Source organism: Streptomyces sp. NPDC030183, assembly GCF_055573455.1.
The window spans coordinates 13,437-33,217 of sequence record NZ_JBVIBK010000030.1 but is presented as its reverse complement, the minus strand read 5'-3'; the positions used below and the strand labels follow the sequence as shown (position 1 = coordinate 33,217).

General features: G+C 71.9%; 18 protein-coding genes. 6 read left to right on the top strand and 12 right to left on the bottom strand.

The features are described from left to right. The first annotated feature begins 2 nt into the window (after positions 1–2). Positions 3–1,706, top strand: a complete 1,704-nt coding sequence (locus ACZ4Z2_RS30690; RefSeq protein WP_468080435.1) for an outer membrane protein assembly factor BamB family protein — start codon at positions 3–5, stop codon at positions 1,704–1,706. A gap of 53 nt (positions 1,707–1,759) precedes the next feature. Here the strand turns inward: ACZ4Z2_RS30690 and ACZ4Z2_RS30685 are convergent, their stop codons facing one another. From ACZ4Z2_RS30685 to ACZ4Z2_RS30670, 4 genes are all read right to left on the bottom strand, one after another. After that, on the bottom strand, positions 1,760–2,554 hold the full coding sequence (locus tag ACZ4Z2_RS30685) for a lysophospholipid acyltransferase family protein (protein ID WP_468080433.1): 795 nt from the start codon (positions 2,552–2,554) through the stop codon (positions 1,760–1,762). A gap of 300 nt (positions 2,555–2,854) precedes the next feature. Then, on the bottom strand, positions 2,855–4,081 hold the full coding sequence (rocD, locus tag ACZ4Z2_RS30680; RefSeq protein WP_468080432.1) for an ornithine--oxo-acid transaminase: 1,227 nt from the start codon (positions 4,079–4,081) through the stop codon (positions 2,855–2,857). 70 nt (positions 4,082–4,151) lie between these two features. Then, on the bottom strand, positions 4,152–4,973 hold the full coding sequence (gene ddaH, locus ACZ4Z2_RS30675; protein ID WP_468080431.1) for a dimethylargininase: 822 nt from the start codon (positions 4,971–4,973) through the stop codon (positions 4,152–4,154). Positions 4,974–5,095: 122 nt separating this feature from the next. Then, on the bottom strand, positions 5,096–5,587 hold the full coding sequence (locus ACZ4Z2_RS30670) for an Lrp/AsnC family transcriptional regulator (RefSeq protein ID WP_468080430.1): 492 nt from the start codon (positions 5,585–5,587) through the stop codon (positions 5,096–5,098). A 102-nt stretch (positions 5,588–5,689) separates the two neighbouring features. Between ACZ4Z2_RS30670 and ACZ4Z2_RS30665 the strand changes: the two genes are divergently transcribed. Genes ACZ4Z2_RS30665 through ACZ4Z2_RS30650 form a run of 4 tightly spaced genes read left to right on the top strand, consistent with a single transcriptional unit; the run spans position 5,690 to position 9,922 of the window. Beyond that, positions 5,690–6,451 (top strand): LytR/AlgR family response regulator transcription factor, encoded by a 762-nt coding sequence (locus ACZ4Z2_RS30665; RefSeq protein ID WP_468080429.1) that lies wholly within the window; start codon positions 5,690–5,692, stop codon positions 6,449–6,451. Positions 6,452–6,460: 9 nt separating this feature from the next. Beyond that, complete coding sequence (locus ACZ4Z2_RS30660) at positions 6,461–6,856, top strand: hypothetical protein (RefSeq protein ID WP_468080427.1); 396 nt, start codon at positions 6,461–6,463, stop codon at positions 6,854–6,856. A gap of 51 nt (positions 6,857–6,907) precedes the next feature. Then, positions 6,908–8,653: a sodium/solute symporter gene (locus ACZ4Z2_RS30655; RefSeq protein WP_468080426.1), complete on the top strand. Its 1,746-nt coding sequence runs from the start codon at positions 6,908–6,910 to the stop codon at positions 8,651–8,653. Between the two features lie 48 nt (positions 8,654–8,701). Further along, complete coding sequence (locus ACZ4Z2_RS30650) at positions 8,702–9,922, top strand: sensor histidine kinase (protein ID WP_468080425.1); 1,221 nt, start codon at positions 8,702–8,704, stop codon at positions 9,920–9,922. Positions 9,923–9,941: 19 nt separating this feature from the next. On the opposite strand, the gene ACZ4Z2_RS30645 is transcribed toward ACZ4Z2_RS30650, so the two are convergent. The 7 genes from ACZ4Z2_RS30645 to ACZ4Z2_RS30615 form a co-directional block, all read right to left on the bottom strand. Further along, positions 9,942–10,097: a hypothetical protein gene (locus ACZ4Z2_RS30645; RefSeq protein ID WP_468080424.1), complete on the bottom strand. Its 156-nt coding sequence runs from the start codon at positions 10,095–10,097 to the stop codon at positions 9,942–9,944. A 13-nt stretch (positions 10,098–10,110) separates the two neighbouring features. Further along, positions 10,111–12,054, bottom strand: coding sequence for a serine/threonine-protein kinase (locus ACZ4Z2_RS30640; protein ID WP_468080423.1), 1,944 nt, complete (start codon positions 12,052–12,054; stop codon positions 10,111–10,113). Positions 12,055–12,071: 17 nt separating this feature from the next. After that, the gene (locus ACZ4Z2_RS30635) at positions 12,072–13,559 is read right to left on the bottom strand and encodes a DUF6777 domain-containing protein (RefSeq protein ID WP_468080421.1); all 1,488 of its coding nucleotides are present in this window, start codon (positions 13,557–13,559) and stop codon (positions 12,072–12,074) included. Between the two features lie 257 nt (positions 13,560–13,816). Continuing rightward, positions 13,817–14,761, bottom strand: coding sequence for a cytochrome c oxidase assembly protein (locus ACZ4Z2_RS30630; RefSeq protein WP_468080420.1), 945 nt, complete (start codon positions 14,759–14,761; stop codon positions 13,817–13,819). A 107-nt stretch (positions 14,762–14,868) separates the two neighbouring features. After that, positions 14,869–15,894: a 6-phosphofructokinase gene (locus ACZ4Z2_RS30625; RefSeq protein ID WP_468080419.1), complete on the bottom strand. Its 1,026-nt coding sequence runs from the start codon at positions 15,892–15,894 to the stop codon at positions 14,869–14,871. Positions 15,895–16,184: 290 nt separating this feature from the next. After that, entirely contained in the window at positions 16,185–16,913 is a 729-nt protein-coding gene (locus tag ACZ4Z2_RS30620; protein WP_468080418.1) for a type 1 glutamine amidotransferase, read from the bottom strand. Positions 16,914–16,936: 23 nt separating this feature from the next. Then, positions 16,937–18,175 carry a Mur ligase family protein gene (locus ACZ4Z2_RS30615; protein ID WP_055715413.1) on the bottom strand — a complete coding sequence of 413 codons (1,239 nt, stop codon included), beginning with the start codon at positions 18,173–18,175 and terminating at the stop codon, positions 16,937–16,939. A 152-nt stretch (positions 18,176–18,327) separates the two neighbouring features. Between ACZ4Z2_RS30615 and def the strand changes: the two genes are divergently transcribed. Further along, positions 18,328–18,867, top strand: coding sequence for a peptide deformylase (gene def, locus ACZ4Z2_RS30610; RefSeq protein ID WP_468080416.1), 540 nt, complete (start codon positions 18,328–18,330; stop codon positions 18,865–18,867). A gap of 171 nt (positions 18,868–19,038) precedes the next feature. On the opposite strand, the gene ACZ4Z2_RS30605 is transcribed toward def, so the two are convergent. Then, positions 19,039–19,686, bottom strand: a complete 648-nt coding sequence (locus ACZ4Z2_RS30605; protein ID WP_055715411.1) for a TetR/AcrR family transcriptional regulator — start codon at positions 19,684–19,686, stop codon at positions 19,039–19,041. Positions 19,687–19,781: the final 95 nt, after the last annotated feature.

Genomic DNA, 19,781 nt, shown 5'->3' with positions numbered 1-19,781 from the left:
CGGTGGCCCAGGAGGCCAGCGCCCTCACCCGCACCGGCATGGTGGTGGGCACACCGGGGTTCATGTCCCCCGAGCAGTTGACCGGACAGCCGGTCGGGCCCGCCACCGATGTGTTCTCCCTCGGAGCGGTGCTGACCTTCGCCGCGACGGGGTCGGGACCGTTCGGTACGGGCTCCGGGCACGCCCTGGGCTTCCGCGTCGTCTACGAGGAACCGGACCTGAGCCGGGTGCCGCCCCTGCTGCGGCCCTTGGTGGCAGGCTGCCTGGCCAAGCGACCCGACCGCCGACCCACGGTCGCGACGCTGCTGGAGCGGTTGGCGGCGGCCGCGGGGGAGGACACCTCCAAGGAGGCGGTCACGCACCCGACCACCCGACCCGGCTGGCTCCCCGCCCCGGTCGCCGCGACCCTGCACGCACGCACGACCGCGCAGGGCCCCACGGTCCCACCAGCACCAGCACCAGCACCGGCACCGGCACCGGCACCGGCAGCAGTGGTGGCCGGCGCATCTCCGGCGCCGCCCGCCGCCCGTCTGACCCGTCGGCGGGCCCTCGTGGGCCTCGGCGGGGCCGCCGCGGGGCTCGGCTTCGCGGGCTGGAAGCTCGGCGACCGGGGCTCCGGCACGGGCTCCGAGGGCCTGCCCGGTTCCCGCCGCGGACGGAGCGCCTCCCCCAGCCCCACCCCTTCGCCCTCGCCCGCCGCCCCGACCGGCGTCGAGAAGTGGAGGTTCCTCACGGGCGGACTCGTGTACGTGTCGCCTGTCGTCGCCGACGGGGTCGTCTACATCGGCAGCGAGACGGACCTCCTTTACGCGCTGGACGCCGACACCGGCGAGACGCGGTGGGCGTTCAGGACCGGGGGCAACGTGAACGCGGAGGCGGCCGTCGCCGACGGGACGGTCTATGTGGGCAGTGAGGACAGCAACCTGTACGCGGTGGACGTGAGCACCGGCGGGCAACGGTGGAAGTTCCGCGCCGGCCAGGGCGGTTGCTCGCCGCCGGCCGTCGCCGACGGTGTGGTGTACGTCGGCGGCGGGGGCAAGCCTCCGAAGGGAATCGGCGCGGCGTACCGCGACGACCAGGACGGCCATGTGTACGCCGTCGACGTCGCCACCGGCGAGCAGCGCTGGAGATGCACCACCGGCAGCAGGGTGGAGCAGTCGCCGACCGTCGTGGACGGGGTGGTCTACGCCTGCGCCCTGCGGGGCACCGCGTACGCGGTGGACGCGGCCACCGGAGAGCGGCGATGGGAGTTCACCACCAGGGGTCTGCTGGGCTCGGCCCCGTTCGTCGCCGACGGTGTGGTGTACCTCAGCAGCGAGGACAACCACGTCCACGCGCTCGACGCCGCGACCGGCGAACAGCGGTGGAAACGCACGCTCGGGAGATCCGTGGGCGGCCCGACCGTGGCCGGCGGAACGGTCTACGTCGGCGGAGGGGACGGCAACCTGTACGCCCTGGACGCCCGCACGGGCGATCGGCGGTGGAAGACCCGTATCGGCAAGGAACCGTTCGTGGGCGCGCCGACGATCGTCGACGGCGTGGCCTACACCGGCAGCGGCGACGGGTATCTGTGCGCCGTGGACGCCGACACCGGCGAGCGGCGATGGACGTTCCGCACCGGCAGCCTCGTGGGCTCCACACCCGCTTACGCCGGCGGAGTGCTCTACATCAGCAGCGTCAACGGCACCGTGTCCGCGGTGACGTAGCGACGAGACGGACGCCCGGCCCCCACCTGGCGTCCACGGCGCGCCGTCCCGCGTCAACTCAGCGGCATACGGGGGAACCTACGTTCCCTCCGGTCCTTCCGCCCCTGTAGGCCTTCCCGCCCCTCCCGCCCCTTCCGACCCTTCCGCTCCTGGCGCTCCTGCGCCGCGGCCTCGGCCTCCTGGGCCTTCACGACCGCCGCGTACTGGTCGACGTACTCCTGCTCGGAGAGCGACAGGATCGCGTACATGATCTCGTCGGTGATGGCGCGCAGAACGGCCTTCTCGTTCTCCATGCCCTCGTAGCGGGAGAAGTCGAGCGGCTCGCCGAAGCGGATGACGACGGGGTGGATGTTCGGGATGACCTTGCCCGGCGGCTGGGCCTCGAACGTGCCGATCATCGCGCACGGGATCACGGGCACCTTGGCCTTGAGCGCCATGACCGCGACCCCGACCTTGCCCTTGTACAGGCGGCCGTCGTGCGAGCGGGTGCCCTCGGGGTAGATCCCGAGGAGCTCGTCCTTGCTCAGCACCCCGAGCCCCTCGCGGATCGCGGCCTGGCCGGCCTCCTTGCCGGAGCGGTCGACGGGGATCTGGCCCGCGCTGCGGAAGAAGAACGCCGTCAGCCGGCCCTTCACGCCGGGCCCGGTGAAGTACTCGGCCTTCGCCAGGAAGGTGATGCGCCGCTTGAGGATCGCGGGCATCAGGAAGTGGTCCGAGAAGGACAGATGGTTCCCCGCGACGATCGCCGCGCCCGACGACGGCACGTGTTCCAGTCCCTCGATGCGAGGCCGGAAGACCAGTCGCAGCAGCGGGCCCAGAAGCACGTACTTGAGCAGGTAATAGAACACGGCGTCCCCTTCGCTCTACCGGACACGTACCCACTCGCCGCTGACGTACTGACGTCACGTCAGGCGCTCGCGCGCTGGTGGGCCTCGTCCTGCGGTGCCGGGAATTGATCGTAGCCCGATGTACCGGCAGTAAGGAGGGCCCCGACCACGGCAAGGACGATCAGCCGGGCACGGTAGGTGTTCGAGAACGTCGCCGGGCGTCGGCGCGGCACGCCGGGCGCAGGGGACCGCACCCCGGGGCCGGCCGCCACCGGCCTTCTCCCGGGTGCCGTCCCCCTTGCGCCGGCGGGCCTTCTCCGGTCAGGCGTCCGCCCGCAGGACCTCCCCCACCGTCTCCAGCGCCGAGCGCAGCTCCGTGGCCGTGATGGTCAGCGGTGGTGCCAGACGGATCGTGGAGCCGTGGGTGTCCTTGACCAGGATCCCCCGGTCCATGAGCCGTCGGCTGATCTCACGGCCGGTGCCGATCGCCGGATCGATGTCGACGCCCGCCCACAGTCCGCGCGCCCGGAAGCCCACCACGCCACGGCCGACCAGCGCCGCCAGCCCGTCCCGCAGGACGACGCCCAGCTCCGCCGCCCGCCGCTGGAACTCCCCGGTCCGCAGCAGCTCGACCACCGCCGAGCCCACCGCCGCCGCCAGCGGGTTCCCGCCGAACGTCGACCCGTGCTCGCCCGGCTTCAGCACGGACAGCACCTCCCGTCGCGCGACCACCGCCGACACCGGCACGATGCCACCGCCGAGCGCCTTGCCGAGCAGCACGGCGTCGGGCACCACGTCCTCGTGCTCGACCGCGAGCGTACGGCCGGTGCGGCCCAGACCCGACTGGATCTCGTCCGCGATGAACAGGCACCCGGCGCGGCGGGTCACCTCGCGGACCCCGCGCAGATAGCCCTCGTCCGGGATGAGCACGCCCGCCTCGCCCTGGATGGGCTCGATCAGCACGGCCGCCGTCGTCTCGTCGACGGCAGCCTCCAGCGCGGCCAGGTCGTTGTACGGCACGACCCGGAACCCCGGGGTGAACGGGCCGAAGCCGTCACGCGCCTCCGGGTCGGTGGAGAAGCTGACGATCGTCGTCGTACGGCCGTGGAAGTTGCCCGCGGCCACCACGATCGTCGCCCGGTCGGCGGGGACGCCCTTCACCTCGTACGCCCATTTGCGGGCCACCTTGATCCCGCTCTCCACGGCCTCCGCGCCCGTGTTCATCGGCAGCACCATGTCCAGGCCCGTCAGCTCGGCCAGGGATGCGGCGAACTCCGCGAGCCGGTCGTTGTGGAAGGCCCGCGAGGTGAGCGTCAGTGTGTCCAGCTGACGGTGCGCCGCCTCGATCAGCGCCGGATGGCGGTGACCGAAGTTGAGGGCGGAGTAGCCGGCCAGCATGTCCAGATAGCGGCGGCCCTCCACGTCCTCGACCCAGGTGCCCTCGGCACGGGCGACGACGACCGGCAGCGGATGGTAGTTGTGCGCGAGGACGGGCTCCTCGGCACGGATGAGGTCGGCCGACGAACGCGTACGGACGGGAGCGGTCATGAGCGGGCCTCCTGGGTCATGGGGCGGAACACCGGGCGGGGGCGGCGGGACGTGGGTCGTGACTCCAGGTTCACGGCCGCAGCTCCTGAGTGCAGCACTTGATGCCGCCGCCCGCCTTCTGGAACTCCGACAGATCGAGGGGCACGGGCACATAGCCCTGCCGGTCGAGCTGGTCGGCGAGTTCCTTGGCACGGGACGAGATGAACACATGGCGGCCGTCGGACACCGAGTTCAGACCGAAGGCCAGCGCGTCCTCACGGGTCGCGATCACGGCGTCGGGGTACAGCCGGGCGAGGGCCGCGCGGCTGCCGGGGGAGAACGCCTCCGGGTAGTAGGCGATGTTGCCGTCCTCCCCGTCGTCGAGGACGAACAGGGCGGTGTCCATGTGGTAGAACCGCGGGTCCACCAGCTGGAGGCTGATCACCGGGACGCCGAAGAACTCCTGCGCCTGGCGGTGGGCCTCACGGGTGGTCCGGAACCCGGTCCCGGCGAGGAGGAAGCGGCCGGCCGGCACCAGATCGCCCTCCCCCTCGCACACCGACTCGGCCCGGTGCACCTCGTAGCCGGCGGCCTCGAACCAGGCGTCGTACGCGGTGGACTCCGGGCGCCGCTCGGGCGCCTGGAACAGCGAACCGAGGACACGGCCGCCGAGGACGAGGGCGCAGTTGGCCGCGAAGACCATGTCGGGCAGCGCCGCCACCGGCTCCACGGTCTCCACGGTGTGGCCGTGGTCCCGGTAGGCGCGGATCAGCGCCCGCCACTGCTCCCGGGCGAGGTCGACGTCCACGGGGGTGTCCGGATGCATCCAGGGATTGATCGAGTACTGCACGGCGAAATGTCTGGGTTCGCAGACGAGAAAGCGCCGAAGGCGCGGCACACGGCTGTCGGGCACAGAGGGTCTCTCCGCTTCCTGCGGTGTCGGCTGGGGATGACACCACGGTAGGAATCGGGACAGACGCCCGACAAGCGATGAGCGCTGCGTGTTCACGCAGTGATACTGCGTATACGGTCCGGTCAGCGCATGTTCGGTGCGTCCTGGGTGGCGGCGGCCTCCGGAGCCTCGGGCAGCAGGTGCGACAGCACCATGTAACTGATCGTCTTCCGGATGAACGGCTCCGTGCGGATCCGCTCCAGCACCTCCTCGAAGTGCTCCACGTCGACGGCCCGCACATGCAGCAGCGCGTCCGCTCCGCCGGTCACCGTCATCGCCGCCGTGATCTCCGGATGGTTGCGCACCACCTCCGCCAGCCGCCGGGGCGGCGCCGCGCCCTCGCAGTACACCTCCACGTACGCCTCCGTGCGCCACCCGAGCGCCGCGGGCTTCACCGTGGCCGTGAACCCCGTGATCACCCCGGTCTCCCGCAGCCGGTCCACCCGCCGCTTGACCGCGGTGGCCGAAAGGCCGATGGCCGAGCCGATCTCGGCGAAGCTGGTCCTCGCGTTCGCCATCAACGCCGTGATGATCTTGCGATCGAGCTCGTCGAACGCCGCGGACTTGCTGTTCATGCGGGCACTGTATCCAGCGACCGGCGCCCGCGGCGCCCACCCGGAGGGCGTCCGGCGCGCGGACATGTGCAGGCGTACGAATTACTCCTACACTCCGGGTTCATGCTGCGCGCGCTCGCCGTCGATGACGAGAAACCCTCCCTCGAGGAACTGCTGTACCTGCTGAACGCGGATCCGCGGATCAGCAGCGCCGAGGGCGCCGGCGACGCCACGGAGGCCCTGCGCCGGATCAACCGCGCCCTGGAGTCCGGTCCCGCCGGACCCGAGGCGATCGACGTCGTCTTCCTCGACATCCACATGGCCGGACTCGACGGCCTCGACCTCGCCCGGCTCCTCACCGGCTTCGCCCGGCCCCCGCTCGTCGTCTTCGTCACCGCGCACGAGGGCTTCGCCGTGCAGGCGTTCGACCTCAAGGCCGTCGACTACGTCCTCAAGCCCGTCCGCCGGGAACGGCTCGCCGAGGCGATACGCCGGGCCGCCCAACTGCGCGGCACCGCTCCGCCGACGCCGATACCCGTCCACGAACCCGACCCCGACCAGATACCCGTCGAGCTCGGCGGTGTGACCCGCTTCGTCGCCGTCGACGACATCACCCATGTCGAGGCCCAGGGCGACTACGCCCGACTGCACACCTCCCAGGGCAGCCACCTCGTCCGCATCCCGCTCTCCACCCTCGAGGAACGCTGGCGCGCCCGCGGCTTCGTCCGCATCCACCGCCGCCACCTCGTCGCCCTGCGCCACATCGGCGAACTCCGCCTCGACGCGGGCACGGTCAGCGTCCTGGTCGGCTCCGTGGAACTCCAGGTCAGCCGTCGCCACGCCCGCGAACTGCGCGATCTGCTGATGCGCCGGACCACGGGCTGAGGAGACGGCATGCCCCAGGACCCCACCGAACGGCGCGTCGTCGTCACCGGCGTACCCCGCCGCACCCTCCCCACCTCCCGGCTCCGCCCGGCCGGACGGCACCCGCACCGCTCCCGCCACCACCGCCCGCGCACCGAGATCGACGAACAGACCACCCTCGGCCACACCTACGTCCGCTCGCTCATGCGCAGCCAACTCCGCGCCGCCCTCGCGGTCTTCGCGGTCCTGGTCCTGCTGGTCGCCCCGCTGCCCCTGGTCTTCGCCGCCGTGCCCGACGGCGCCGGCCTGGAGTGGGCCGTCCTCGGCTTCGGCGTCTACCCCCCGCTGGTCCTGCTCGCCCGCTGGCACGTACGGCGCGCCGAACGCAACGAACAGGACCTCGTCCGCCTCGTCGAGGACCGCTGAGACCCACCGTGCCCCACCCGACCGGAAGCGCAGCATGACCGGAAGCACAGCATGAACGAGAACTACGCCGTCCCCGCGGTCGCCCTCGTCGTCGTGGCGACCGTCCTCGTCGGCGCGTTCGGCCTGCGGATATCCCGCACGACCTCCGACTTCTACGTCGCCTCCCGCACGGTGGGCCCCCGCCTGAACGCGGCGGCCATCAGCGGCGAGTACCTGTCCGCCGCCTCCTTCCTCGGCATCGCCGGGCTCGTCCTGGTCCAGGGCCCCGACATGCTCTGGTACCCGGTCGGCTACACCGCCGGATACCTGGTGCTGCTGCTGTTCGTCGCCGCCCCGCTGCGCCGCTCGGGCGCCTACACCCTGCCCGACTTCGCGGAGGCCCGGCTCGCCTCCAAGACCGTACGGCGGCTCGCCGGCGCCTTCGTCGTCGGCGTCGGCTGGCTGTACCTGCTGCCCCAGCTCCAGGGCGCCGGGCTCACCCTGAACGTGCTCACCGACGCGCCCCAGTGGCTCGGCGGGGTCATCGTCGCCATCGTCGTCTCCGCCACCGTCGCCGCGGGCGGCATGCGCAGCATCACCTTCGTCCAGGCATTCCAGTACTGGCTCAAACTCACCGCCCTGCTGGTCCCCGCGCTCTTCCTCGTCCTCGCCTGGCAGGGCGACGGCGGCCCCCGCCACGCCTTCGACGAGCCCGCCGAGTTCCGAGAACACCGGGTCGTCCGCATCGACGAGACCCTCGACCTCAAGCTCACGACACCGCTCACGGTCACCGCGTCCGGCACGATCGACGGCCGCCGCCACGACGACGAGCGGGTCCACCTGCCCACGGGCACCCATCGCGTCGAGCGGGGCACCCGGCTGACCTTCACCGAGGGCGACACGGTGCCCGTGGCCGACCGCGGCAGCAACGGCGGCATGTCCACCTCCCTCGCCGAGGGCCGCGAGGAACGCCCCCTCTACGCCACCTACGGCCTGATCCTCGCCACCTTCCTCGGCACCATGGGACTGCCCCATGTCGTCGTCCGCTTCTACACCAGCCCGCACGGCGTCGCCGCCCGCCGCACCACGGTCGTCGTCCTCGGCCTCATCGGCGCCTTCTACCTCCTCCCGCCGGTCTACGGCGCCCTCGGCCGGCTCTACGCCCCCGAGCTGACCCTCACCTCGGACGCCGACGCGGCCGTGCTGCTCCTGCCGGACCGCATGATCGGCGGCCTGGGCGGCGATCTGCTCGGCGCGCTGGTGGCGGGCGGCGCGTTCGCGGCGTTCCTGTCCACCGCGTCCGGCCTCACCATGGCTGTCGCGGGAGTCCTCACCCAGGACGTCCTGCCCGCACGCGGGGTACGGCACTTCCGGCTCGGCACGGTCCTCGCCATGGCCGTGCCCCTCGGGGCGAGCGTCCTGGTCGGCGGACTGCCCGTCGCCGACGCCGTCGGCCTCGCCTTCGCCGTGTCCGCCTCGTCCTTCTGCCCGCTGCTCGTCCTCGGCATCTGGTGGCGGCGCCTGACCCCGCCGGGCGCCGCCGCCGGCATGATCGCCGGCGGCGGAGCCGCGCTGCTGGCGGTCGGGGCGACCATGGCCGGCTACCCCGGCACCGGCACCCTCCACGCCCTCCTGGCCTGGCCCGCCCTCTGGTCGGTCCCGCTCGGGTTCCTGACGATGGTGCTGGTCTCCCTGGCCACCCCGGGCAGGGTCCCGACCGGGACCCCGTCGATCCTGGCCCGCTTCCATCTGCCCGAGGAACTGGTCGGCGGCCAGCCCGGAGCGGCCGCGAAGGAGACCGAACTGTGGCGGCGATGAGCGGAACCCGCGAGCCGTGGGCGGTGTACCCATTGCAGGAGGTGAACGATGAGCGGTGAAGTCAGCGGTTTCCTGGCCGGTTTCCTGGTCGCGGTGCTGCCGTTCCTCGCGGCCGGCTTCTGGCTCGGTCGCCGGACGGCCCGGCCCGGCAGAAGCCTGGGCGGCCTCGGCACGCCCGTGGAGCACGCCACCTTCCAGACCCTGCACACCGCGACGCTCGCCGCGCCCCCGCTGCGCGCCGGCCTCACCGCGGAGACCGCCCGCAAGTCGGCCAAGCGGCTGCGCACCCTGCTCGGCACGGACGCCCTGTGCCTCACCGACCACGAGTCCGTCCTCGTCTGGGAGGGCGTGGGGGAGCACCACCGCGCCGAGATCATGGAGCGTCTGGCCGGCCCCCTGGAGACCGGCCGGGGCGAGGCGTTCCGGCTGACCTGCGACATCATCGACTGCCCGGTCCGCTGGGCGGTCGTCGCCCCGCTCACGGTCGACGACCGCGTCCACGGCGCACTCGTCGCCTGCGCGCCCCTGGAGTCCGCCGTCCTCGTCCGCGCGGCCGGGGAGGTCGCCCGCTGGGTCTCCGTCCAGCTCGAACTCGCCGACCTCGACCAGTCCCGCACCCGGCTCATCGAGGCCGAGATCAAGGCCCTGCGCGCCCAGATCTCCCCCCACTTCATCTTCAACTCGCTCGCCGTGATCGCCTCGTTCGTCCGCACCGACCCAGAGCGCGCCCGAGAACTGCTCCTGGAGTTCGCCGACTTCACCCGCTACTCGTTCCGCAGGCACGGCGACTTCACCACCCTCGCCGACGAGCTCCACGCCATCGACCACTACCTGGCGCTGGTGCGGGCCCGCTTCGGCGACCGTCTCTCCGTCACCCTGCAGATAGCCCCGGAGGTCCTGCCGGTGACCCTGCCCTTCCTCTGCCTCCAGCCCCTGGTGGAGAACGCGGTGAAGCACGGCCTCGAAGGCCGGCTCGACAAGAGCCACATCAGCATCACCGCCCAGGACGCGGGCGCCGAGGCACTCGTCGTCATCGAGGACGACGGCGTCGGCATGGACCCCGAGGTGCTGCGCCGCATCCTCTCCGGCGAGACGAGCCCCTCGGGCGGCATCGGCCTCAGCAACGTCGACGAACGACTCCGCCAGGTGTACGGCGACAACCACGGCCTCGTCATCGAGACCGCGGTCGGCGCGGGCATGAAGATCACCGCCCGGCTGCCCAAATACCAGCCGGGCGTACACCCGGACGGGGGAATGCCCCGAGCCTGAGGATCACGCAGCGTGCGTCTCAGGTGCGCGATGCCACCATCCCGAGCGTCAGCAGGCCGAGGACGACCCATCCGAACCACAGCCAGCCATTGCTCCCGAGGGCCACGGTGTAGGCCGTCACCACGACCAGCCCACCCACGGTGAGCACCCCCATGGCCTTAGTCGAACTGGGCATCGCGACACCCTCCTCATGGTTCGTCCTTCTCCATGGTGCGCCTGTCCAGGCGCATCGCGGTGCAGACGACGAAATGTGTGTCCGAATGCCACCCACTCTCGCCCACCCAGACATCGGCTTCATAGGTGTCGTGGGGGTAGCCGTACTCCTTGGGCGGTGCCTCCTTCTGGCAGAGGTCGGAGCCCTCGCGCCTCGCGGTCTTGAGCTTCATGTCCGAGGGCACCTGGACGAACGCGAGGACCTGCTGGTCGTGCGGCCCGTCGCAGGGGACCAGCTTGGCGCTGTTGTCGGAGAGCCTGTCGAGGCAGTCCCGCTTCTGCATGGTGGCCGTGTCCGTGAACACCATGCCCATCGGGCGGTGCTCCCCGATCGGGCCGTGCACCGGGCCGTGGGTGCCGAGCAGCAGGCAGGCGACGCGCTGTCCGGCGGTGTCGAAGCCGTCGGCCGTCGGCACCACTGCGTAGCCCCGGGTGTCGGGCAGCTTGCCGTCGGCCTCCTTGGTGAGCCGGTCGCACTGGGCGGGACCGCTGCTGCTCGCATCCTCGGCGGAGTCGGCCTCGTACACGGCCATGACCTGCCCGTCCGTCCCCTCGCCGCAGCCCACGACCGTGAGCCGGGGCCGGCCGGTGAAGGGGACGCCGGGCCACTCGGCGTCGACACAGTCGCCGTCCCGCAGCGCCCGGGTGAGCCCGATGGTGTCTCCGTAGGGCCTCGCGCCGCTCCCGGTGCCTCCGCCGAGGCCGGTGAGACCCGGCAGGTTCTCCAGGCCGTACATCACCCCGCTCACCAGAAGGGCCAGAGCGAAGGTGGTCGCCATGCCCGCCAGCAGGGCCTTCGCGCGGTGATGGCGGCGCCGGCGGTCGGCGGGGGCACCAGAGGCCCCGGCGCCAGGGGCGCGGGGACCGTGGTCGGAGCCGCGGTCCGAGGACCAGGCCCGGTCGGAGGAGTCCGCGGGCGCCGGGGTGGGCGCGGGCCAGGGCGTCTCGTGCGGGTGCCGGGAGGCGAGGACCTCCGGCTCCACGGTGGGCGCGGCGGCGCTCGCCCACTGCGGCTGGGAGCCCAGGTCCGGCTCCGTGCGGGGATGGGCCTGCGGTGTCACGATCGCGGCGAGGGCCGCCTCGGTGTCGGCGGCGGTGATCCGGTGCACGGGGTCCTTGGCCAGCATCGCGGCCAGCAGCGGCTCCAGGGCGCCCGCGCGCAGCACCGGACGCGGTTCCTCCAGGACGACGGCGGTCAGGGAGGCGATCTCCGAGTCCCGGTCGAACGGGCCGTACCCCTCCACGGCGTAGTACAGCGTGCAGCCCAGCGAGAACAGGTCGGACGCGGCGGTGGGCGGCCCGCCCTGGGCCCGCTCGGGCGCCAGGTACCCGGCGGTGCCGACCAGCATGTGGGTGAGCGTGTAGCGGGTCTCCTGGGTGTCCGGCTGGACGGAGATGCCGTAGTCGGTGAGCAGCACGCGCGCGTACGGCGATCCGGTGCGGTCGGGGGCGAGCAGGATGTTGGCCGGTTTGACGTCGCGGTGCATGATGCCGCGCTCATGCCCGGCGGTCAGCGCGTCCAGAACGGCGAGCCCTATACGGGCGCACTCGGCGGGTGCGAGGGGGCCACGCCGGGTGACGAGCGCCTTCAGGTCGAGGGCGCCCGGCACGTACTCCATGACGATCCAGGGCAGCTCGTCGTGTTCGAGGACGTCGTGCACGGTGACCACGTTCGGGTGGCCGCGCAGTCCGGCGGCGTGCCGGGCCTCCGCGCGGGCCCGGGCGACCCTGGCGGTGCGGTCCCGCTCCTCCTCGCCCGGGTCGCGGAACACGATCTCCTTGAGCGCCACCTCGCAGTCCAGCTGCTGGTCGTGGGCGAGCCAGACATGGCCCATACCGCCCCTGCCCAGGCGGTTCAGCAAGAGGTAGCGGTCGGCGATGACCCGGCCGACTCCCGACTCCGGTGCTTCTGACTGCATCGGTCACTCCCCAGGGTTCAGATCCATACGGGCTGGGCCGGGTCCTCGGACGGGGTGTCGCCGGACGGCTCGGGGTCACTCGTCGTCGGATCGGCTGGCGGCTCGGCAGGCGGCTCGACGGGTGGATCGACCGGCGGTTCGGCAGGCGGATCGACGGGCGGCTCCGGGGGTGGGCCGACGGGCGGCTCGCTCTTCCCCGTCGAGGTGGGCTCCGGCGGGGGAGGGGGCGCACTCGACGTGGTGGGTGTCGGGGGCGGAGTGCTCGGCACCCGTGTCGGGGTGGGTGTCGGCGTGGGCGTCGGGACCGGCGGGGACTTCGAGGGGGACCCCGGTGGTGTGTTCCCGGGGGTCGACTCGGTCGGCGAGGGGGATCCGTCGCCCGAAGGCCCCGTCGAACCGGATCCCGACCCCGATCCCGACCCTGGTCCTGACCCCGGTCCCGACCCGGGGCCCGAGTCCGTGGGCGTGCCGCCGTCCGTGTTCGTCGAGCCGGATCCGGAGCTGCCGTCCGCTCCCGGTGACCCGGAGTCGGCACCGGAACCCCCGGAGTCCTCGCCCTCGTCGGTACCGGTGCCGCCGTCCGACCGGGGGATCTCCGACGGCTTCCAGTCCACCCGCAGCGTCACCGCGTCACCGAACTCCAGCCTGGCGCCCGCCCCCGGGCTCGACCCGGTCACGGGCGCGTCACCCGGCGGCATCTCGTCCCCGTCGACCACCGCCGCGAGGCCCTCGTCCGCCAGGGCCGCGCTCGCCTCGCCGAACGACGTCCCCCCCAGTTGCGGCACGGTCCGCCGTGACCGCGCGTCGAACGTCTCGTCCGACTCGCCGGTGGTGCCGACATCGCGGCTGATGCCCCGGCCCGGGTCCTCGACGTCGACGAGCTTGATCTCCTTCAGCTGCTCGGGCGCGGGCTTCACCACGACCGTGGCGGACTTGTCGTAGCCGTCCCACTCGTCGTTGCCGTGCTCGAACCTCACGTCGATGTGCTCGGGGTCGTCGTCGAACGCCCGCAGCGGGTTTCCGCAGCTGCACTTCACCGCGGGCAGCCCCCGCTCGTCCACCAATACGGCGATACCCGCTTCCAGCAGCGCGTCGAAGGGGACGCCTTCGCCCTTCTTGTAGTCGTGGTTCTTCACGAGGGTGTCGTGGCGCAGGAGAACAGGAGTGAGGCCGTCGAGATAAGCGCTGATTCCGTCGACCTTCACGCCCGTGATGCCGGACCAGACCTGAGCCTTCTTCCGATTTTTGGGATCGGTCAGAAAACGCTCGAGTTTGTCGATGTCGCAGATCTTCGTGCGCTTTTGAGTTCCGCCGTACAGGCCGGGCGCGTTCCCTTGCTGGAGCCCGCTGTGCGGCTCACGGGACGTGAGGTTCTTCTGGTCCCTGCCCAGTCCGGCGTCCTCGTCGAAGAAGGGGGCGAGGGAGGCCACCCCCGCGGCGACGGCCCTCACCGGGAGCAGTGCCGACCCGGAATCACCGCATCCGCTGAGGACCACCACTCCCATGAGGAGAAGCGCGATCCTGCGGAGGGCCGATTTCCCGGCATTTCGCAAACACGTTCGCAGGCATACCTGAATTGTCATGACCGCTCCCCCCGGCGGTTTCCCCCGTCGCCCCGCAGAACGGAAGCGGGCGCCTCGCGCATCATGCTACTGAAAGGCAAAGCCTTTCAGTCAAGAAAAATATGAATGTGCGGTCTGGGGTCGAACAAAAGAATTGGGGTCGCGGAAAGGGGGAGTGGCCCCGCGACACCGCGCAGGGCTCAGCGGCCGCGTGCGTTGAGTGAGGCGAGATAGGCGTTGTACGCCTCGAGTTCCTTGTCACCGTCCCGGTCGGCCGCCCGGTCCTCGCGGCGCGCCTGGCGCTGTTCGGAGCCGTACCACTGGAAGAGCAGCGCGAGCAGCACCAGTACGGAGGGGATCTCACTGAACGCCCAGGCGATGCCGCCGGCCGCGTTCTGGTCGGCGAGCGCGTCGATGCCCAGCGACGCGGGCGGGTTCTCGTACGACTTCACCATCGGCGTGGACGCCATCATCAGGGCGATGCCGAAGAACGCGTGGAACGGCATGCCCGCGAACAGCTCCAGCATCCGCATCAGATAGCCGGGCCGGTGCGGTCCGGGGTCCACGCCCATGATCGGCCAGAAGAAGAACAGGCCCACGGCGAGGAAGTGCACCATCATCGCGATGTGCCCCGGCCCGGACCCCATCAGGAAGTCGAACATCGGGGTGAAGTACAGCGCGTACAGGCTCGCGATGAACATCGGGATCGTGAACGCCGGGTGCGTGACGATCTTCATGTACCAGCTGTGCAGCAGCATCAGCAGCAGCTCGCGGGGCCCCTTGCGGCCCTTGCCCGCCGTGGGCAGCGCCCGCAGAGCCAGCGTGATCGGCGCGCCCAGCAGCAGCAGGATCGGCGCCAGCATGCTGATCACCATGTGCTGCACCATGTGCACGCTGAACATGACCATGCCGTAGTCGTTCAGCCGGGTGCACATCACCAGCAGGATCAGCAGCACGCCCGCGGCGAACGCGACGGTCCGCCCCACCGGCCACTTGTCCCCGCGCCGCACGAGCCGGACGACGCCCCACGCGTACAGCGCGAGCGCCACCAGACAGCCGACCAGGAAGAACGGGTCCGCCGACCACCCGAGCCCCCGCCCCAGGGTGAAGGGCAGGAGATCCGTGCCGTGCCCGCTGTGATCCATTCCGCCGGCTCCTGATTCGTGGGGGTTGAGCGCCGTCTGTCCCGCACCAGACTAGAACCGCCCCCGGCCGCGACCGCGACCGGGGGCGGGTACGGCGCACCCTGGGCTCAGAGCACGCACTCGGCCTCTTCGTACCGCTCCTGCGGAACGGTCTTCAGCGTCTGCACCGCCTCGGCCAGCGGCACCATCACGATGTCCGTCCCGCGCAGCGCGGTCATCCGCCCGAACTCCCCGCGGTGCACGGCCTCCACCGCGTGCCACCCGAAGCGCGTGGCCAGCACGCGGTCGTACGCGGTCGGCGTACCGCCCCGCTGCACATGCCCGAGGATGACCGGCCGGGCCTCCTTGCCGAGCCGTGCCTCCAGCTCGACCGAGAGCTGCCGGGCGATGCCCGCGAACCGCTCGTGGCCGTAGATGTCCTTGCCGCCCTCGTCGAAGTCCATGGACCCGGCCTTCGGCTTTGCGCCCTCGGCCGCGACGACGATCGCGAAGCGCTTGCCCGCCGCGAAGCGCTCGCCGACCCGCGCGGCCAGCTCATCGATGTCGAAGGGCCGTTCCGGTACGACGATGGCGTGCGCGCCGGCCGCCATGCCGGAGTGGAGGGCGATCCAGCCGGTGTGGCGGCCCATGACCTCCACGACGAGGACCCGCTGGTGGGACTCGGCGGTGGTCTTCAGGCGGTCCAGCGCCTCGGTGGCGACACCGACGGCCGTGTCGAACCCGAACGTCACGTCCGTGACCGCGATGTCGTTGTCGATGGTCTTCGGCACGCCGACGACGGGCAGGCCGTTGTCGGACATCAGCCGGGCCGCCTTGAGCGTGCCCTCACCGCCGATGGGGATGATCGCGTCGAGGCCCAGCTCCGCGAGATGGCCCTTCGCCCGCTCCACACCGTCCCGCAGATGCGAGGGCTGAACGCGGGAGGAACCGAGGATCGTGCCGCCGCGAGCCAGGATGCCGCTCACCGAGTCGAGGTCGAGCTTGACGTAGTCGCACTCCAGGAGACCTTTCCAGCCGTCCCGGAAGCCGATGACCTCGTCGCCGTGGTCGACGACGGCACGGTGCACGACGGACCGGATGACGGCGTTCAGCCCGGGGCAGTCGCCGCCGGACGTGAGGACACCAATGCGCATAGCCCGAAATACCTTCTCAACGTGGGCAGGGTCCGGACCACGCTGTCCGGCGGAATCCCCGCCACCCTACCGGCGCCGGGGGGCCGGACCGTAGCGGGCGTCCGCCTGCTGGACGCCCCCGCACAGGTGAGCGCGGCCCTGGTCAGACGGGCTGTCACACCTGAGCGGGGGCGGTGCCAGACGGGCTTTGGTACGGGCACTGAGGAACCGTTTCTCATGCTCCCCGGCCCGCCCTCAGCAGGGTGCGCGGACCGTGGCCGACGCCGTCCCGGCCGCTCCGCGCGCACCCGCTACGCCGGCTGGGTGGCCGCCGCGATCCGCTCGTTGCGGAGTGCCTCGAACCAGCGGTCGTCGGTCGGCGGCAGCGCGTTGACGTCGAGCGCCAGCTTCAGCAGCAGATCGGCGATCTGGGGGTTCCGCGCGAGCACCGGACCGTGCATGTAGGTGCCGAACACGGTGTCGTTGTAGGCGCCCTCCGTGCCGTCGCCCGTGCCGTTGCCCTTGCCGAGCCGCACGTTCGCGAACGGGCGGGCGGTGGGGCCGAGGTGGGTGACGCCCTGGTGGTTCTCGAACCCGGTCAGCTGGGGCAGCCCGAGGCGCGGGTCGATGTCCGCGAGGACGTCGCCGACGCACCGCTCGCCCTCGCCGCGGACCGTGGTCACGTCGAGCAGGCCGAGGCCGGGCTCGCGCTGCCCGAGGTCGTTGACGAACTCGTGGCCGAGGATCTGGTAGCCGGCGCACACCGCGAACACGATCGCGCCGTTGTTCACCGCCTGGTACAGGTGCCCGTCGCGGCGCAGCCGCTCGGCGGCGAGCCGCTGCGGACGGTCCTCGCCGCCGCCGATCAGGTAGATGTCGCCGGAGGTCGGGATCGGCTGGTCGCTGCGCACGTCCAGACGGGCCACGTCCAGGCCGCGCTGACGCGCCCGGCGCTCCACGACCAGCACGTTGCCCTGGTCGCCGTAGGTGCTGAGCAGGTCCGGGTAGACCCAGACGACCCGCAGGCTGTTGTCACTCATGAGTTCCCCTCGAGTCGTCGTGGTCAGTTGCCGACGCGGCGGCGCAGGTCCTGGAAGGCGGTGTAGTTCGCGATGACCTCGATCCGGCCCGGCGGGCACATCTGCACCGCCTGGTCGAGGCTGTCGCAGACCTGGAAGTGCTGGTTCGCCACTTCCAGACGCACCGCGAGGTCGAGCTTGCGGTCGCCCAGGACGAAGATCGGGTGGCCGGTCAGCCGCGTGTAGTCGACGTCCCACAGCCAGGAGGTGTCGGTGCCGTCGGCGCCGCGCGCGTTCACCGACAGGATCACCGGCGACGGCGGCGGGTCGATCAGGGAGAACGTCTCCAGCCAGCCCGCCGGGTTCTTGGCGAGCAGCAGCCGCAGGTCGCGCTGCATGAACTGCACCACGTCATAGCGGCCGGCCACGGCCTGAACCTGGTACATCCGTTCCAGGGCGACCTGCGGCGGTACCCCGAAGACGGCGGCGACGGCGGCCGACGAGGCGGCGTTCGCCTTGTTGGCGCGGCCCGGCAGCTGGAGGTGGATCGGCCAGGCCGAACCGTGCGGGTCGAGGACGTGGTCGCCGGAGAGCGCCCAGCTCGGGGTGGGGCGGCGGAAACCGCACTCGCCGCAGAACCAGTCGTCGCCCGGGCGCTGCATCACACCGCCGCAGGACGGGCACGACCAGGCGTCGTCCTTCCACATCTGGCCGACGGCGACCCAGACCACATTGGGGGAGGACGACGCGGCCCACACCACCAGCGGGTCGTCGCAGTTGGCGACGACCACGGACTTGGTGCCGGCCAGGCCCTCGCGCCATGCCTCGGCCATCATGCGGGTCTCGGCGGCCCGGTCGAGCTGGTCGCGCGAGAGGTTGAGCAGCGCGATGCACTTGGGGTCCGTGTCCCGTGCCACTCCGGCCAGGTACTTCTCGTCGACCTCGATGACACCGAACTTGGCGTCGGAGTTGCCGGCGAGCGCCGAGGTGATGCCCGCGGGCATGTTGGCGCCCAGCGCGTTCGACACGACGGGGCCCGCGGCGCGCAGCGCCTCCGCGATCAGCCGGGTCGTGGTCGTCTTGCCGTTGGTGGCGGAGACCAGGACGACGTCCAGGTTCTGCGCCAGCCGTGCGAGCAGATCGGGGTCGAGTTTGAGGGCCACCCGGCCGCCGATCACCGATCCGCTACCGCGTCCCGCGGCACGCGATGCCGCCGCGACCGCCTTGCCCGCCGTCACGGCCAGCTTGGCCCGCGGCGTCAGCGGGTCCGAGTTGCCTGCCATCAGTTCTCGATCCTCCTTGCGTACAGCGCCGCGCCCAGTCCCGGCTACGTGTGGACCAAAGCCTATCGAGATCCACTCACGCGCCCGAATCTCGCCGGGGGCGTGGCCCCCTCAGGACCGGCGATATCGGGTCCGAACGTACTCTTGCGCCCATGCGAAGCGGCTCGATTCCCGGCGCCCGAGGGCGCGTTCTCCCCATGGCACTGCTCGGGGACCCCGTTCTGCACACGCCCTGCGAGGACGTCACGGAGTTCGGTCCCGAACTCGCGCGGCTCGTGGAGGACATGTTCGCGACGATGTACGCGGCGCGGGGCGTGGGTCTGGCCGCGAACCAGGTGGGCCGGGCGCTGCGGGTCTTCGTGTACGACTGCCCGGACGACGAGGACGAGCGCCATCTCGGCCATGTGGTGAACCCGCGGCTGGTGTCGGCGGACGGGATCGCGCTGCGCGGGCCGGAGGGCTGCCTGTCGCTGCCCGGGCTGGAGGCGGGGGTGGAGCGGTACGACGAGGCCGTGGTGGAGGGGTTCACGGTCGACGGCGACCGCGTACGGGTGCCGGGGACCGGGTTCTTCGCGCGGTGCCTCCAGCACGAGTGCGATCACCTGGAGGGCCGGGTGTACGTGGACCGGCTCTCGGGGTGGCGTCGTTCCCGGCTGCGGCGGAAGATCGCCAAGGCGCCGTGGGGCGGCTGAGCCCTGCGGCGGGCGCGGGGGTGGCCTGTCCCTTGGCGGGAGCGTGGGGGGTGGCTTGTCCCGTGGCGGACGCGGGGGCGGCGGCTTGTTCCGTGGCGGGCGCGGGTGCGGGCGCGGGTGCGCGGTGGCTGTCGCGCAAGTCCCCGCGCGCCGCTCGGGGTGCGGCCGGGGTCAGAAGCCCGGGCCGCCCACCTTGTCGCCCGCCGCCGCCAGGCGGCCCCACAGGAGGTCCGCCATGCTGCGGACCAACTCGGCCCGGGTGCAGGGGCGTTCGCCGAGCCACCAGTCGCCCGCGGCATGCATCATGCCCACGATGCCGTGCCCCCAGATCCGTGCGAGCCGGCGGCTGTCGGGGCCGAGGTCGAGGCGGTCCTCTATGACCTTGCCCAGTTCCTCGCCCATGCGGCGCAGCAGGGGCGCGGAGTGCTTGCCGACGTCGAAGCCCTGATCGCCGCCGGGCTGGCCGCCCTCGGCGGGATGCATCAGGAAGCGGTACACCTGAGGGCGGGCCTCGATGGCCGCGAGATAGGTGTCGAGGGTCGCCTCGACGCGTTCCCGGCGCTCCGCCGGGGCGTCCAGGGCGGCCCGCAGGGAGTCCAGGAGGGCATCGGTATGACGCTGGGCGAGCGCGGCGTAGAGTCCGCCCTTGTCGCCGAAGTGGCGGTACAGGATGGGCTTGGTGATGCCCGCCTCGGCGGCGATGGCGTTCATCGACGCCCCGGGGCCGTCGCGGAGCACCACGCGGTCCGCGGCCTCCAGCAGCTCGCGCCGACGGCGGTCGGCGGACCGTTCCTGGTCGGTCGACTGCGTGGTGTCCATGTCTCTCCCCCAGTACAGATTTCGGTGACGCCTGCGCAAAGTAGCACTGACGGACACGTCACGATCGAACGGGCTACCGAGGGTGACCCGGGAGT

Bases quoted from the DNA above. Each gene is read 5' to 3' on its own strand.
- ACZ4Z2_RS30620 (WP_468080418.1), bottom strand. From the start codon at position 16,913: ATGAGTGACAACAGCCTGCGGGTCGTCTGGGTCTACCCGGACCTGCTC.
- ACZ4Z2_RS30640 (WP_468080423.1), bottom strand. From the start codon at position 12,054: ATGCAGTCAGAAGCACCGGAGTCGGGAGTCGGCCGGGTCATCGCCGAC.
- rocD (WP_468080432.1), bottom strand. From the start codon at position 4,081: ATGACCGCTCCCGTCCGTACGCGTTCGTCGGCCGACCTCATCCGTGCC.
- ACZ4Z2_RS30670 (WP_468080430.1), bottom strand. From the start codon at position 5,587: ATGAACAGCAAGTCCGCGGCGTTCGACGAGCTCGATCGCAAGATCATC.
- ACZ4Z2_RS30605 (WP_055715411.1), bottom strand. From the start codon at position 19,686: ATGGACACCACGCAGTCGACCGACCAGGAACGGTCCGCCGACCGCCGT.
- ACZ4Z2_RS30630 (WP_468080420.1), bottom strand. From the start codon at position 14,761: ATGGATCACAGCGGGCACGGCACGGATCTCCTGCCCTTCACCCTGGGG.
- ACZ4Z2_RS30650 (WP_468080425.1), top strand. From the start codon at position 8,702: ATGAGCGGTGAAGTCAGCGGTTTCCTGGCCGGTTTCCTGGTCGCGGTG.
- ACZ4Z2_RS30660 (WP_468080427.1), top strand. From the start codon at position 6,461: ATGCCCCAGGACCCCACCGAACGGCGCGTCGTCGTCACCGGCGTACCC.
- ACZ4Z2_RS30655 (WP_468080426.1), top strand. From the start codon at position 6,908: ATGAACGAGAACTACGCCGTCCCCGCGGTCGCCCTCGTCGTCGTGGCG.
- def (WP_468080416.1), top strand. From the start codon at position 18,328: ATGCGAAGCGGCTCGATTCCCGGCGCCCGAGGGCGCGTTCTCCCCATG.
- ACZ4Z2_RS30625 (WP_468080419.1), bottom strand. From the start codon at position 15,894: ATGCGCATTGGTGTCCTCACGTCCGGCGGCGACTGCCCCGGGCTGAAC.
- ACZ4Z2_RS30665 (WP_468080429.1), top strand. From the start codon at position 5,690: ATGCTGCGCGCGCTCGCCGTCGATGACGAGAAACCCTCCCTCGAGGAA.
- ACZ4Z2_RS30645 (WP_468080424.1), bottom strand. From the start codon at position 10,097: ATGCCCAGTTCGACTAAGGCCATGGGGGTGCTCACCGTGGGTGGGCTG.
- ACZ4Z2_RS30615 (WP_055715413.1), bottom strand. From the start codon at position 18,175: ATGGCAGGCAACTCGGACCCGCTGACGCCGCGGGCCAAGCTGGCCGTG.
- ACZ4Z2_RS30635 (WP_468080421.1), bottom strand. From the start codon at position 13,559: ATGGGAGTGGTGGTCCTCAGCGGATGCGGTGATTCCGGGTCGGCACTG.